The sequence below is a fragment of the Megasphaera jansseni genome (genome assembly GCF_047974155.1).
Classification (GTDB): domain Bacteria; phylum Bacillota; class Negativicutes; order Veillonellales; family Megasphaeraceae; genus Megasphaera.
The window spans coordinates 41390-55006 of record NZ_JBHYRR010000003.1 but is presented as its reverse complement, the minus strand read 5'-3'; the positions used below and the strand labels follow the sequence as shown (position 1 = coordinate 55006).

Sequence of the window (13617 nt, the reverse complement as noted above, 5' to 3'; positions counted from 1 at the left end):
AGCCTTCCGGTCTTTGCTACAATGAAAAGAAAAGCATTAGGAGGCATGGCATGGACTGGAAACGATTCAGCATGACTGGATTCAAGAATAAACGACCGATTACACGCATGTACGCGACGATGATCGCCTTATTGGTCATCGTGTCCCTGACGGGGTTCATCGACCGGGGGAAATCGGTGACCCTCGTTGCCGATGGCGAGACCCGGCAGGTATATACCCACGCTGTCAATGAAAAGGCGTTGATGCGGGAGAACAACATCGACATCGGTGATTACGATGAAATCGACGTGTCGACGCAGAAACTCGACGATGGCAGCTACGTCAAGGTGCGCCGGGCCATCCCGGTCACCCTGGAGTACCGCGGACAGACTCAGGAAGTCTATACGGCTAAGCACAATTCCCAGGAAGTAGCCGAACAATACGGCTATAATAAGGAAAAGTACCGCCCCTATGGCGACGTCCAGAAGCCGCTCCAGGCCGGGCAGCACATCGTCATCGGCCACGTATCGCGCAAGACCATCACCGAAGATGAAGTTGTCCCGTACGCCATCGAAAGCATCCCTGATGAAACTTTGGGGCAGGGCGAAGAAAAAGTCATCCAGGAGGGGCAAAACGGCCGCAAACGGGTCAAGCTGAACATCGTCAGCGTCGACGGCCAGGTCGCCGACAAGGAAACGCTGTCGACGGAACTCATTTCGGAAATGCAGCCCCTGGTCCGCAAAGTCGGCACCAAGGAAACGGTCGAAATCAATACCAGCACCGGCGATGTATCCCATTACCAGAAGATCATCACCATGGAAGCTACGGCCTATCTGCCGACTGACGGCGACGGCCAGTGCATCACCCGCATGGGGACGCGGGCCCGTTACGGCGTCGTCGCCGTCGACCCCAACGTCATCCCCCTGGGCTCGACAGTCTTCATCCCCGGCTACGGCGTAGCCCGGGCCGAAGATACAGGCGGAGCCATCCTCGGCAACCGTATCGACCTCTGCATGGAAGACTACGATGCCTGCATGAACTTCGGCCGCCGTACCGTACCGGTCTATATCCTGAATTAATGTATGATGTTTGATGTTCGTAGGGGCCGTCCTGTAAAGGCGGCCCGCTGAGAGGGCAGGCATTGGAAAAAATGCTTGCCCTCGTTTGTCATATATGCTATAATATCAAAGGTTTGAATACCAAGCCCTAAAATACACACGCTTGGCGAGCTCAGCACTGTGCCCGACCCCCGAGAGGGAGGGTGAAGATGAGCGATGACCGGGCGGAGGAAAAAACAGGAGGAATCACAATTATGGCAGTAGTATCTATGAAACAATTATTGGAAGCCGGCGTTCATTTCGGTCATCAGACCCGCCGTTGGAACCCGAAGATGGCTCGTTTCATCTTCACCGAACGTAACGGTATCTACATCATCGACTTGCAGAAAACCGTTAAGAAAATGGACGAAGCTTACAATTTTGTCCGCGACCTGGCTGCTGAAGGCGGCAAAGTCCTCTTCGTAGGCACGAAAAAACAGGCCCAGGAATCCATTAAAAACGAAGCAGAACGTTGCAACCAGTACTTCGTCAACGAACGTTGGCTCGGCGGTATGCTCACCAACTTCCAGACCATCGAAAAGCGCGTAAAACGCTTGAAGACGTTGGAAAAACAGGCCGAAGATGGCACGTTCGAACTCTTGCCGAAGAAAGAAGTTACGCTCCTCAAACATGAAATGGAAAAACTTCAGAAATACCTCGGCGGCATCAAAGACATGAAAAAACTCCCGGACGCTCTCTTCATCATCGACCCGAAAAAAGAAGAAATCGCTGTTTCTGAAGCCCGCAAACTTCACATCCCCATCATCGCTACGGTTGACACCAACTGCGATCCCGATGTCATCGACTATCCGATCCCGGCTAACGATGACGCTATCCGCGCCGTCAAACTCTTGACCGGCAAAATCGCCGACGCTGTCCTCGAAGGCAACCAGGGCGAACAGACCGAAGAAGGCGCCGCTGAAGGTGCTGAAGCCGCTGAAGAAAAAGCAGCAGAATAAGATTGCTCGTTCTTTGAGAACTGAATGGTTATCATAGGAAGGTAAGGAGCCTTTGCTTCTTACCTTTCTTCAAACTGTATAATTCACATTACTTTTAGGAGGAATACTCATGGCTATTACAGCAGCAATGGTAAAAGAATTAAGAACAAAAACCGGTGCAGGCATGATGGACTGCAAAAAAGCATTGACCGAAAGCAACGGCGATATGGAAAAAGCCGTCGACTTGCTTCGCGAACACGGCTTGGCTGCAGCAGCTAAGAAAGCAGACCGCATCGCTGCTGAAGGTTTGGTTTATTCTTACATCCATGGCAACGGCCGTATCGGCGTTCTCGTCGAAGTCAACTGCGAAACGGACTTCGTCGCTCAGACAGATAACTTCAAAGCACTCTGCAAAGACATTGCAATGCAGATCGCTGCTGCAAAACCGGCATACCTCAAACGGGACGAAGTTCCGGCTGACGTATTGGAACACGAAAAAGAAGTTCTCCGCCAGCAGGCCCTGAACGAAGGCAAACCGGAAAAAATCGTCGAAAAGATGATTACCGGCCGTATCGAAAAATTCTACAAAGAAAACTGCCTCCTCGATCAGGAATTCATCAAAGATTCTGACAAAACGGTCCAGCAGGTCGTTACAGAAGCCATCGCTAAGATCGGTGAAAAAATCGACATCCGCCGTTATACGCGTTATGAATTGGGTGAAGGCCTGGAAAAACGGAACGATGATTTTGTTTCCGAAGTAATGGCACAAGCTAAATAAGATTGCATAAGAGAACACCCAACCCGTGTTCTCTTATTTTCTAATTGGACTTGTATACCGACAGAGGAGGCACTTCTTTTATGGAATCGAAAAAGTATCATCGCATCGTATTGAAATTGAGCGGCGAAGCATTGGCTGGCAAACAGGGCTACGGCATCGACCCGGAAACGGTCGAAACCATTGCCAAGCAGGTCGTCGAAGTCAATAAGCTCGGCGTCCAGGTTGCCATCGTCGTCGGCGGCGGCAACATCTGGCGCGGCTTGTCCGGTTCGGCTAAAGGCATGGACCGCGTTTCGGCCGACTACATGGGCATGCTGGCTACGGTCATGAATTCCCTGGCCCTTCAGGATGCCATGGAAAAGAACGGCGTCGCTACCCGCGTCCAGACGGCTATCAATATGCAGCAGGTCGCTGAACCGTACATCCGCCGCCGGGCCATCCGCCACATGGAAAAAGGCCGCGTCGTCATCTTCGGTGCCGGCACGGGCAACCCTTACTTCTCGACAGATACGACAGCGGCTCTGCGGGCGGCTGAAATCGAAGCCGATGCCATCCTCATGGCCAAAAACGGCGTCGACGGCGTCTATGACAGCGACCCCAAAGTCAATCCGGATGCGAAGATGTTCAAGCACCTGACCTATCTCGACGTCATCAATAAAGACCTCAAGGTCATGGATGCGACGGCGACGACACTCTGCCGCAATAACAACATCCCCATCGTCGTCTTCAATATCGATCAGCCCGGGAACATCGTCAAAGCTGCCAGCGGAGAAGATTTAGGCACTGTAGTCGACAAAGAAGACTAAAAGCTGTATGATATACTTATAAAAATAAAATAAGGAAGTGATTGACATGGAAGTAAAAGAAATCATTGCCCAGCACGAAGAAAAGATGGATAAGACCATCGAAGCCCTGAAACGGGAATTGGCGTCAATCCGCACGGGCCGTGCCAGCACGTCGCTGCTGGACCGGATCACGGTCGACTACTATGGTACGCCGACGCCGGTCAAACAGGTCGCCAACGTAGCCGCTCCGGAACCGCGCATGATCACCATCGCTCCGTGGGAACCGAAGATGCTCGGTGAAATCGAAAAGGCCATCCTCAAGTCCGACTTGGGCCTGAACCCGAATAACGACGGCAAGATCATCCGCCTGGAAATTCCCCAGCTGACGGAAGAACGCCGTAAGGAACTGAGCAAGAAAGTCAGCAAGATTGCCGAAGACTCGAAAGTCGTCATCCGCAATATCCGCCGCGACGCCAACGAAACCATCAAGAAGATGGAAAAGAAGAAGGAAGTCACGGAAGATGACAGCAAAGAAGGTCAGGAAAATATCCAGAAGCTGACGGATAAAAAAATCAAGGTCATCGACGAAATCAAAGCAAAAAAAGAAAAAGAAGTCATGGCCGTATGATGGATATACGGATTTTTATTGGCATGCCGTTACGGTATGCCAAATCTGTATTACAGGAAAAAAATATTCCTTTTGTCATAGAGCGGACGCTGTCGCGGAGCCATTTCTTCCACTGCGACCCTGAACAGACCTATGTCATCCGCGCCCAGCAGCGGGACGACGGCACGGTCTGTCTCCTGGTCAACGACAGCCTGGAGATGAGCGGATCCGTAGCGGCAGCTCTGCGAAATGGAGACGTACAGCATGATTAACTTTTTTGGCAAAAAGAAAGGAACTGCAGGCTCCGTGTCCGAAGCCATGCTGAATCCGAACAATATTCCCCGCCACGTAGCTATCATCATGGATGGCAATGGCCGCTGGGCCAAGCGCAAGGGCCTGCCCCGCAGTTACGGCCATCGTGCCGGTGCCGATACGCTCAAGCGCATCGTCGTCGCTGCCGACGACCTGGGCATCAAAGTCCTGACGGTCTATGCCTTTTCTACGGAAAATTGGAAGCGCCCTGATGAAGAAGTGTCGTACATCATGAAACTCATGAAGAGTTACCTGAGCAAGAATCTCCTGGAACTCAAGGAACACAACGTGCAGCTCCACATCATCGGCGATATGAAGCGGCTCCATCCGGACCTGCGGGAAGCCTTTTCTCAGGCCGAAGCGGAAATGGCCGCCAATACGGGTCTCATCCTCAACGTTGCCGTCAATTACGGCGGCCGCCTGGAAATCACCCAGGCGGCCCGCAAAGTGGCAGAAGCCGTCCGGGATGGCCAGATCCGGCCTGAAGACATTACCGAAGCGACGCTGGCCCAGTATCTCTATACAGAGCCGGAAAATGATGTCGATCTGCTCATCCGCCCCGGTGCGGACAAGCGGGTCAGCAATTTCCTCCTCTGGCAGATGGCCTACGCCGAGTTCTGGTATACGCAGCTCTGCTGGCCCGATTTCACCAAAGATACACTGGTCGAAGCTATTTTATCCTTCCAGGGCCGGGAACGGCGCTTTGGCGGCTTAAAATAAATCAGGGAAGGTATATGATATGTTGGCAAAACGAATACTGACAGGCATCGTCGGCGGTGCCTTTACGATTTTTGTGATTTACGAAGGGAACTGGCTGTTTTTCCTCATGATGGCCCTTTTATCCCTCGTCGCCTGGTATGAATACGGCAACCTGGTCCACAAGCTCCATGCCGTGACGGCCGACAAGTGCGGTGCCGTATGGCTCGTCGCCATGCTGGCCGCCTATTGGTTCGGCAGTACCAAGGTCATGCTGGTCCTGGCGTTGGGTCTCTTGTTCTGGCTCATGCTGCGGACCGTCTTTTTCCACAACAAGATCAAGCCCGTAGACAGTGCCTATACGTTGTACGGCCTGCTCTACATCGGCTGCGGTTTTCTGGCCATGCTGGCCCTGCGCAGCGGCTCTGTCGCTTCCTTCATGGGCAGCAGTTTCAGTGCCGTCATGCTGGAACCGGCGCGGTTCTTCGTCTTTCTCCTCATCTTTTCGACCTGGGCCAGCGATACCTTCGCCTTTGCCGTCGGCAAGATGATGGGCAAAGTCAAGCTCTGCCCGGCTATCAGTCCCGGCAAGACCCGCGAAGGGGCTATCGGCGGTTTCGTCGGTACCCTGGCTGTGGCCATTATCTTTTCGCTGATCTTTAAATTCTCCGTGCTCCACGCCCTGGCCATCGGCATCATCATCGGCATCATGGCCCCTTTAGGCGATTTGGTCGAATCCATCTTGAAGCGCGTCTGCGGTGTCAAGGATTCAGGGAACATCATCCCTGGCCACGGCGGCGTCCTCGACCGCTTCGACAGCCTGCTCTTTGCAGCGCCGGCTATGTACGTCTATTTGATGCTGGTCATTTAAAGGAGGGCAGGGAATGAAAGATATTTTGATCCTAGGCAGTACCGGTTCTATCGGGACACAGGCCGTCGACGTCATCGACGCCCATCCCGAGGCCTTTCACCTGGCTGGCGTCGCGGCCTATTCCCATTGGCAGGAAGTGGCTCGCCAGGTCCGGGACCATCAGGTAAAATGGGCCTGCATGGTCGACGAAAAGGCTGCCGATGAACTGCGCCGCACCGTCGGTCCGGCGTGTACTGTCTTTTCCGGCAGTGACGGCCTTTTGAAGCTCATCGATGAATGTGATGCCCAGATCGTTCTGACGTCCCTCGTCGGTGCCGCCGGCATCGAACCGACACTCCATGCCATCGAGAAGGGGATGGACATCGCTCTGGCCAATAAGGAAACCCTCGTCGCTGCCGGCGAACTGGTCATGAAGGAAGCCGCAGCCCGCGGCGTCCGCATCCTGCCCGTGGACAGTGAACACGGGGCCATCTTCCAGTGCCTCCAGGGGCGTCGGGAAGAAGAAGTGGCCAAACTGCTGGTCACGGCCTCCGGCGGTCCTCATTTCCGCCGGCCGGCGTCGGAATTCTCGTCCATTACCGTCGAGCAGTGCCTCAAGCATCCGACCTGGAACATGGGCGGTAAGATTACGATCGACTCGGCGACGATGTTCAATAAGGGCCTGGAAGTCATCGAGGCCCACTGGCTCTTCCACATGCCCTTCGATAAGATCGAAGTCGTCATCCAGCCGCAGAGCATCATCCACTCCATGATCGAGTTCATCGATGGGTCTGTCCTGGCCCAGCTGGGTATGCCCGATATGCGCCTGCCCATCCAGTACGCTTTTACTTACCCGGAACGGATGACCGTCCGCGGCGCCCGTCCCATCGACTGGAAGACGCTGGGGACGCTGGAATTCTTCCCGCCTGACGACGAGAAGTTCCCATCCATCGGCCTGGCCTATGAAGCCGGCCGCATCGGCGGGACCATGCCCTGTGTCCTCAACGGGGCCAATGAAGTCGCCGTCTATGCCTTTCTGCGTAAAGAGATTTCCTTTACGCGTATTTTTGACATTGTCCGTACTGTCATGGAACGGCATACGGTCTCGCACGACGTTACGCTGGCGTCCATCCGCCAGGCTGACGACTGGGCCCGCCGCTGTGCCGCTTCCTTGCTGTAGAAAGGGGATTTCCCGTGGGTCTTACTATTTTAGCGACGATCTTCGTCTTCAGTGTCATCGTCTTCGTCCATGAACTGGGCCATTTTGCGACGGCCAAGTGGGCGGGGATGCAGGTCGATGAGTTCGCACTCGGCTTCGGTCCCAAAGTGTACAGTGTACGCCGCGGCGACACCGAATATTCCCTGCGGGCCATTCCTCTCGGCGGTTTCAACCGTATCGCCGGCATGACGGAAGACGAAGAACTGAATGAAAAATCTTTCCTGAGCCAGCCTGTCTGGAAGCGCCTGATCGTCATCGCCGCCGGCGGCATCATGAACTTCGTCCTGGCCATCGTCCTCTTATGGGGCCTGTTCTTCGTCGTCGGCACCGTGACCGTTTCGCCGGAAGCCGTCGTCGGCTCGACCATCGCCGGCTCGCCGGCTGAACAGTCAGGCCTCGTAGCCGGTGACCGCATTGTCCGTATCGGCAACCAGGAAATTTCCAAATGGACCGATATTTCTCAGGCCGTCGCACCGTACAGCCACGCCGTGGTCACCGTAGAAATCGAACGGGACGGCCAGGTCCAGGGCGTCGAAATGGTGCCGGAAGTCGACAGTGCCTCGAAGAAGGTCATGCTCGGCGTCATGCCCATGACGACGAAGGAAGCCCATGGCTTCTTTGAATCGGCCGGCATGGCTGTCCAGCGGACGGGCCGGATCTGCCAGCTCATGATCGTCGGCCTCTATGATATGGTGACGGGCCGGGAAAAGGCTGAAGTGGCCGGTCCTATCGGCGTCGCCCAGCTGGCCGGTCAGGTTGCGGCATCGGGCTTTGCCAACCTGCTCATGTTCACGGCTTTCCTCAGCCTCAACCTGGGCATCTTGAATCTCCTGCCCGTGCCGCTCCTCGATGGAGGCTATATTATTTTATTGATTCTCGAAGGAATTACGCGCCGGCGGATGCCGAAACGGGCGTTGTACTATATCCAGGTCACAGGGGCTGTCCTCTTGGGTTCCTTGTTCCTCTTCGCCATGTTTCAGGATCTCAGCCGCTTTTAGAAAGGCAGGCCTTGCATGAAACGTAGAAAATCTCTTCCCGTCCAGGCGGGCAGCGTCACCATCGGCGGCGATGCGCCCGTATCGGTCCAGACCATGTCGACGGTCAATCCGGCCCATATAGCCGAAGCCGTCGTCGATGCCCGCCGCCTGGCATCGTATGGCGCTGAAATCTTGCGCTTCGCCGTCCCCGATATGGAAGCGGCCAAGGGACTAGCTGCCGTCGTCCAGGCCGTCGATATTCCCATTGTCGCCGATATCCATTTCGATTACCGCCTGGCCCTGGCTGCCGTCGACAGCGGTGTCCAGGCCCTGCGCATCAATCCGGGCAATATCGGTTCTGACGATAATGTCGTCAAGGTCGTCGAAAAAGTGCGCCCTAAAGGCATCCCTATCCGCATCGGCATCAATACGGGGTCTTTGCCGGAAGATATACTGGCCCGGAGCGGCGGCCATCCGACGGCAGAAGGCATGGTCGAAGGAGCATTGCGCCATATCCGCATCCTGGAACGCATGGATTACCGCAACATGGTCATTTCGCTCAAGGCTTCCGACGTGCCTTTGATGATCGAAGCTTATGAAACCCTGGCCGATAAGGTACCCTATGCCCTGCACTTAGGCGTGACGGAAGCCGGCCTGGTCCGCGAAGGGAGCATCAAGTCGGCCATCGGCATCGGCACGCTGCTCCACGAGGGCATCGGCGATACGATCCGCGTATCCCTGACGGGCGATCCCGTCGAAGAAATCAAGGCCGGCCAGACCATCCTCAGTGCCCTGGGCCTGCGCCGTTTCGGACCGACCCTCATTTCCTGTCCGACCTGCGGCCGGACCCAGGTCCACCTCATCGATCTGGCCAAGGAAGTGGAAGAAGCCATTTCTCATCTGACGGTGCCCATCAAGGTCGCCGTCATGGGCTGTGTCGTCAACGGTCCCGGCGAAGCCAGGGAAGCCGACTTCGGCATTGCCGGCGGCAAAGGGAAGGGCATCGTCTTTTCCCATGGCCAGGTCCTGCGCACCGTGCCGGAAGATCGGCTCGTGGCCAGCCTGCTGGAAGAAATCGAAAAAACCATTGCAAAGGAGTCCTAACTCATGTTAGCATCGAAATTGTATAGTCCGACGCTGCGGGAAATCCCGGCAGACGCCGAAATCGCCAGCCATCAGTATATGTTGAAAGCCGGAATGATCCGCAAGAATGGCGGCGGCTTGTATTCTTTCCTGCCCTTAGGCCGCCGGGTCGAACTCAAGATCGAAGCCATCGTCCGCGAAGAAATGAACAATATCGGCGCCCAGGAAATCATGATGCCCATCATGCAGCCAGCTGAAATCTGGCACGAATCGGGCCGCTGGAATGCCTATGGACCGGAAATGTTCAAACTCGAAGACCGCCATGGCAATCATTTCTGCCTCGGGCCGACACACGAAGAATTGATTACGACCCTGGTCCGCAATGAACTGCGTTCGTATAAACAGATGCCTATCACGCTGTGGCAGATGCAGAACAAATACCGCGACGAAATCCGTCCGCGTTTCGGCCTCATGCGCAGCCGTGAATTCATCATGAAAGACGCGTATTCCTTCGACGTCGATGAAGAAGGCCTGCATAAGAGCTATCAGGATGAATACGATGCCTATACGCGTGTCTTTACGCGCTGCGGCCTGAACTTCAAGCCCGTCGAAGCCGATAGCGGCCAGATCGGCGGTAATCACACCCATGAATTCATGGCCCTGGCCCAGGCCGGCGAAGCCGAAATCGTATCGTGCTCGAAATGTGATTATGCTGCCGATATCGAAAAAGCTCTCCCTCAGGCCATCGAAATGCCGGCAGAAGACGCAAAAGACGTAGAACTCATTGAAACGCCGAACTGCTCGACCATCGAAGACCTGGCCCAGTTCCTGCACATCCCTGTCGAAAAGACGATCAAAGCCGTCGCTTTCACGATTGATGGGGAAAAGACGGTCCTCTGCATGGTCCGCGGCGACCACGAAGTCAACGACATCGCTGTCCAGAACTTCGTCGGCGGCAATGCCATCGAACCGGCAACGGAAGATGAGCTGAAGGCCCACGGCCTCCAGCCGGGATACATGAGCCCTATGGGTGCCGACAAGCCGGATAATGAAACGTTCTTCGTCCTCGTCGACCCGTCGGCCATGAACGTCCCCAACGGCGTCACCGGTGCCAATAAGGCCGGCTATCACTATCAGAACGTCAATCCGTCGCGGGATTTTAAAGACGTGACGGTCACGACCATCCGCAACATGGTCGCTGGCGACAAATGCCCGCACTGCGGTGCACCTGTCGAAATCGTCCGCGGCATCGAAGTCGGCCAGGTCTTTGAACTGGGCACGAAGTATTCCGAAGCCCTCCATGCGACCTTCCTCGACCAGAATGGCAAGGCCAAACCCTATGTCATGGGCTGCTACGGGATCGGCGTCACCCGTACCATCGCGGCCGCCATCGAACAGTTCCACGATGAACACGGCATCATGTGGCCTGTTGCCATCGCACCTTTTGAAGTGGCCATCGTGCCGGTCAGCAGCAAGGACCAGGACCAGGTCCGCATTGCCGGCGACCTCTATCAGGCCCTGCAGGCTGCTAAGGCCGATGTCCTCCTCGACGACCGCAATGAACGGGCTGGTGTCAAATTCAACGACGCCGACCTCATCGGCTATCCGGTCCGGGTCACTGTCGGCAAGAAGAGCGCTGCCGAAGGCACCGTAGAAATCAAGGTCCGCCGGACTGGCGAACAGGAAGTCGTTCCCATCGGCCAGGCTGTTGCCCGCGTCCAGGAAATCTTGGCTGACCTGCGCAGTAAGAATATGTAAAAATAACGCGTATACAATAAAAAAATATTTCGGTAAAACGGGGAAAAAACTTGTATTTTTCCCCGTTTTATTTTATACTTTGAGTTAGAAAATAATTAGCGAGCTAACCAAAAAGAGGGGAAGTCTATGAGATTTGAAGCATTCCCGACGCGGGAAGAATTGGAAAGACACGCCCGGATCATTCCGGAAATCGAACCGTCGGCAGTCCTGGCTATGCTGCGCATTTCCCAGGCGGCTGAGATTATCCGTTCGTCTATCAACGACGTCCTGGCCAAACAGTATCACCTGTCTCAGGGGAAACTGCGGGTCATGATTGTCCTACACCAGAACCCGGATGGCATTGCGCCGTCCCAACTGGCTGAGAAGACCGGTGTGACCCGAGCGACGATTACGACCATGGTCAAGCGCATGGTCCGCGATGGATTGACGACCGTCGTCATCGACCAGGCTGACAAGCGGGGCAAAAAGGTCAGTCTCACGGCCCGGGGCCGCCAGTTCATGGACCAGGTACTGCCCGGCCATTATCTGCGCATTTCGACACTCATGAACCGCCTCAGCGAAGCAGAGCAGGCCGAACTCATCCGCCTGCTGGCGAAACTGAGCCAGAAATGATTTTCTCAGCAAATCTTAACCTGAAAAGCCTTGCTTTTCAGGTTTTTTTCATTTTTCTCTGCTAGACTGGAAAAAATGGAAAAAGAAAGAAGGTTTGCTCATGTATCTGCCTCGTCACTTCCGCCAGGACTTTCATTACTTGTCCCTGCACTCGTCCCTGCTGGAAGAACTCTCTTTGCTCTATGGCCTGCCCCTGGGCGGGACGAAGGGCCAGGCCGGCCGGATCCGCCGCTGCCGCCGAATGGCCCGGGATTTGCTCACGGCCTGCCGCCAGCAGCCGGACCAGCCGGACTATCCCTATCTCCTGGGCGTCCTCCTGGAACGGGCTGGCCAATGGCCGCTGACCAGCCGGCCCCGATGGGCTTACGAACAGGCCGAGCGCTGCTATGACCGGGCCCGGCAGCTCCAGGCGATGCAGCCGCCCGGCACGTATGACCGCCAGCGTTACCTGCGGCCATCTGTCGCCCTGCTGCGGCTGAGCCTGCGCCAAAGGCAGGAAGAACGGTTCTATGCCTGGTGGGACCGATGCGGCGGCCTGCGCCGCTTCCATCGCGATGTACAGGTCCTGTTCCAGGTGCGCTGGCTCATCGTCAAGGAAGACTATGGACGGGCGGCTTTTACCCTTCGGAATCTGCAGGGCCTGGCCGGCAGGCGGAGTGCCTTTTCGCCGGCCCGGGCCCGGATCCTCTCGGATATCGTCACGGCAGCCTGCCAGGGACCGGGGACGGCTTTGCAGGGGACCTATGCCCCCTATATCCGCCAGGTCCTGTGGGATGTCCTTTTTCCTGCCAGGCCGCGACAAATGGCGGACTCCGTGTTATAATGACAGGCATAGGCATATTTGCCGGGAAATGAGGAACTGTTATGGAAATCAAGATCATCCCCTTGGGGAACGACGACAAGCCGCTGGATTCATATGGCCGGGACGGGAAGTCCTTTGCCGAGACCTATGCGCCAGTCGTCGAGCTGCTGCTGCGCGAGAGCCGCCTCCACGCCGTCGTCCATACCGTCCCAGGCGGGCCGGCCATGGCCCAAGCCGTGTGCCAGCTCCTGGAAGAAGCGCGGAAACGGGAAGGGGTTAGTGCCGAATCCATGCCTTTCGACGTGACGCCCATCGTCGACGTGACAGCGCGCCTGCGCCAGGAAGACGGCTGTCCCTGGGACCGGGCACAGACCCATCGGACCTTGCGCCGCTACCTCATCGAAGAGGTCTATGAAATGCTCGATGCCATCGACAGCCATGATGTGGAGGGCATCCGGGAAGAACTAGGGGATATCCTCTATCAGGTCGCCATCCACGCCCGCATCGCCCAGGAAAAAGGCCTTTTTTCGGCCCAAGATGTCGTAAAAGACGTCACCGATAAGATGATTCGGCGTCATCCCTACGTTTTTAGCCAAAAAAGCCTTGAAAACATAGGTACGAGTATGTTAAACTGGGATAGATTAAAGCAAGGCGAACAACGCCAGCAGCACGCTCACCTGCTGGACGGCGTCGTTCCTGGACTGCCGTCGCTCCTGGCTGCAGACAAACTTCAGGAAAAAGCGGCCAAGACCGGTTTCGACTGGCCTGATGTCCAGGGCGTCTGGGATAAGTTCCATGAAGAATGGGAGGAATTCCGCCAGGCCCTTGGCGAAGGTGATCCCGTCCACGCCGAAGAAGAAGCTGGGGATGTCCTGTTCGTCTTTGCAAATTTATGCCGACACTATCATATAGAGCCGGAATGTGCGTTACATCGGGCTAACTGTAAATTCCGACGCCGCTTTGCTCACGTAGAGGACCGGGTCCGCCAGTCGGGCCGGCCGTGGGATGCTTTTACGCTGGATGAGCTAGACTCGTTCTGGCAGGAAGCCAAACAGATAGAACGGCAGAAGGAAAATACAGATAGTTAGCGTTACGCAGATGTAACGATTTAAAGGAGGACCTAG

General features: G+C 55.7%; 15 protein-coding genes. All 15 read left to right on the top strand.

The features are described from left to right. Positions 1-50 precede the first annotated feature (50 nt). The 15 genes from ACE418_RS01860 (at position 51) to mazG (ending at position 13581) form a co-directional block, all read left to right on the top strand. Positions 51-1058: a 3D domain-containing protein gene (locus ACE418_RS01860; protein ID WP_416448923.1), complete on the top strand. Its 1008-nt coding sequence runs from the start codon at positions 51-53 to the stop codon at positions 1056-1058. Between the two features lie 233 nt (positions 1059-1291). Beyond that, entirely contained in the window at positions 1292-2035 is a 744-nt protein-coding gene (gene rpsB, locus ACE418_RS01855; RefSeq protein WP_020309742.1) for a 30S ribosomal protein S2, read from the top strand. A gap of 109 nt (positions 2036-2144) precedes the next feature. Beyond that, a complete protein-coding gene (tsf, locus tag ACE418_RS01850; RefSeq protein ID WP_416448921.1) occupies positions 2145-2792 on the top strand; it encodes a translation elongation factor Ts in 648 nt (215 codons plus the stop codon). Positions 2793-2872: 80 nt separating this feature from the next. Then, the gene (gene pyrH / locus ACE418_RS01845; RefSeq protein ID WP_416448920.1) at positions 2873-3598 is read left to right on the top strand and encodes a UMP kinase; all 726 of its coding nucleotides are present in this window, start codon (positions 2873-2875) and stop codon (positions 3596-3598) included. A gap of 46 nt (positions 3599-3644) precedes the next feature. After that, the gene (gene frr / locus ACE418_RS01840; RefSeq protein ID WP_416448919.1) at positions 3645-4205 is read left to right on the top strand and encodes a ribosome recycling factor; all 561 of its coding nucleotides are present in this window, start codon (positions 3645-3647) and stop codon (positions 4203-4205) included. After that, the gene (locus ACE418_RS01835) at positions 4202-4456 is read left to right on the top strand and encodes a hypothetical protein (protein WP_416448918.1); all 255 of its coding nucleotides are present in this window, start codon (positions 4202-4204) and stop codon (positions 4454-4456) included. The genes frr and ACE418_RS01835 overlap by 4 nt, the downstream gene beginning before the upstream one ends. Further along, entirely contained in the window at positions 4449-5216 is a 768-nt protein-coding gene (locus tag ACE418_RS01830; protein ID WP_416448916.1) for an isoprenyl transferase, read from the top strand. Before ACE418_RS01835 ends, ACE418_RS01830 begins: the two co-directional genes overlap by 8 nt. A gap of 19 nt (positions 5217-5235) precedes the next feature. After that, positions 5236-6063 carry a phosphatidate cytidylyltransferase gene (locus ACE418_RS01825; RefSeq protein WP_416448914.1) on the top strand — a complete coding sequence of 276 codons (828 nt, stop codon included), beginning with the start codon at positions 5236-5238 and terminating at the stop codon, positions 6061-6063. A gap of 13 nt (positions 6064-6076) precedes the next feature. Then, positions 6077-7222, top strand: coding sequence for a 1-deoxy-D-xylulose-5-phosphate reductoisomerase (locus ACE418_RS01820; protein ID WP_416448913.1), 1146 nt, complete (start codon positions 6077-6079; stop codon positions 7220-7222). 14 nt (positions 7223-7236) lie between these two features. Then, positions 7237-8259 carry an RIP metalloprotease RseP gene (gene rseP, locus ACE418_RS01815; protein ID WP_416448912.1) on the top strand — a complete coding sequence of 341 codons (1023 nt, stop codon included), beginning with the start codon at positions 7237-7239 and terminating at the stop codon, positions 8257-8259. Positions 8260-8274: 15 nt separating this feature from the next. Then, entirely contained in the window at positions 8275-9342 is a 1068-nt protein-coding gene (ispG, locus tag ACE418_RS01810; RefSeq protein ID WP_416448911.1) for a flavodoxin-dependent (E)-4-hydroxy-3-methylbut-2-enyl-diphosphate synthase, read from the top strand. A 3-nt stretch (positions 9343-9345) separates the two neighbouring features. Beyond that, positions 9346-11079, top strand: a complete 1734-nt coding sequence (locus ACE418_RS01805) for a proline--tRNA ligase (RefSeq protein WP_416448909.1) — start codon at positions 9346-9348, stop codon at positions 11077-11079. 126 nt (positions 11080-11205) lie between these two features. Further along, a complete protein-coding gene (locus tag ACE418_RS01800) occupies positions 11206-11691 on the top strand; it encodes a MarR family winged helix-turn-helix transcriptional regulator (protein WP_416448908.1) in 486 nt (161 codons plus the stop codon). A gap of 100 nt (positions 11692-11791) precedes the next feature. After that, on the top strand, positions 11792-12514 hold the full coding sequence (locus ACE418_RS01795; RefSeq protein WP_416448906.1) for a hypothetical protein: 723 nt from the start codon (positions 11792-11794) through the stop codon (positions 12512-12514). A 41-nt stretch (positions 12515-12555) separates the two neighbouring features. After that, entirely contained in the window at positions 12556-13581 is a 1026-nt protein-coding gene (gene mazG, locus ACE418_RS01790; RefSeq protein ID WP_416448905.1) for a nucleoside triphosphate pyrophosphohydrolase, read from the top strand. Positions 13582-13617 lie beyond the last annotated feature (36 nt).

Coding starts and splice junctions, on each gene's coding strand:
- ACE418_RS01825 (WP_416448914.1), top strand. CDS start 5,236: ATGTTGGCAAAACGAATACTGACAGGCATCGTCGGCGGTGCCTTTACG.
- ispG (WP_416448911.1), top strand. CDS start 8,275: ATGAAACGTAGAAAATCTCTTCCCGTCCAGGCGGGCAGCGTCACCATC.
- ACE418_RS01800 (WP_416448908.1), top strand. CDS start 11,206: ATGAGATTTGAAGCATTCCCGACGCGGGAAGAATTGGAAAGACACGCC.
- ACE418_RS01835 (WP_416448918.1), top strand. CDS start 4,202: ATGATGGATATACGGATTTTTATTGGCATGCCGTTACGGTATGCCAAA.
- pyrH (WP_416448920.1), top strand. CDS start 2,873: ATGGAATCGAAAAAGTATCATCGCATCGTATTGAAATTGAGCGGCGAA.
- ACE418_RS01820 (WP_416448913.1), top strand. CDS start 6,077: ATGAAAGATATTTTGATCCTAGGCAGTACCGGTTCTATCGGGACACAG.
- ACE418_RS01830 (WP_416448916.1), top strand. CDS start 4,449: ATGATTAACTTTTTTGGCAAAAAGAAAGGAACTGCAGGCTCCGTGTCC.
- frr (WP_416448919.1), top strand. CDS start 3,645: ATGGAAGTAAAAGAAATCATTGCCCAGCACGAAGAAAAGATGGATAAG.
- ACE418_RS01860 (WP_416448923.1), top strand. CDS start 51: ATGGACTGGAAACGATTCAGCATGACTGGATTCAAGAATAAACGACCG.
- rpsB (WP_020309742.1), top strand. CDS start 1,292: ATGGCAGTAGTATCTATGAAACAATTATTGGAAGCCGGCGTTCATTTC.
- ACE418_RS01805 (WP_416448909.1), top strand. CDS start 9,346: ATGTTAGCATCGAAATTGTATAGTCCGACGCTGCGGGAAATCCCGGCA.
- mazG (WP_416448905.1), top strand. CDS start 12,556: ATGGAAATCAAGATCATCCCCTTGGGGAACGACGACAAGCCGCTGGAT.
- tsf (WP_416448921.1), top strand. CDS start 2,145: ATGGCTATTACAGCAGCAATGGTAAAAGAATTAAGAACAAAAACCGGT.
- ACE418_RS01795 (WP_416448906.1), top strand. CDS start 11,792: ATGTATCTGCCTCGTCACTTCCGCCAGGACTTTCATTACTTGTCCCTG.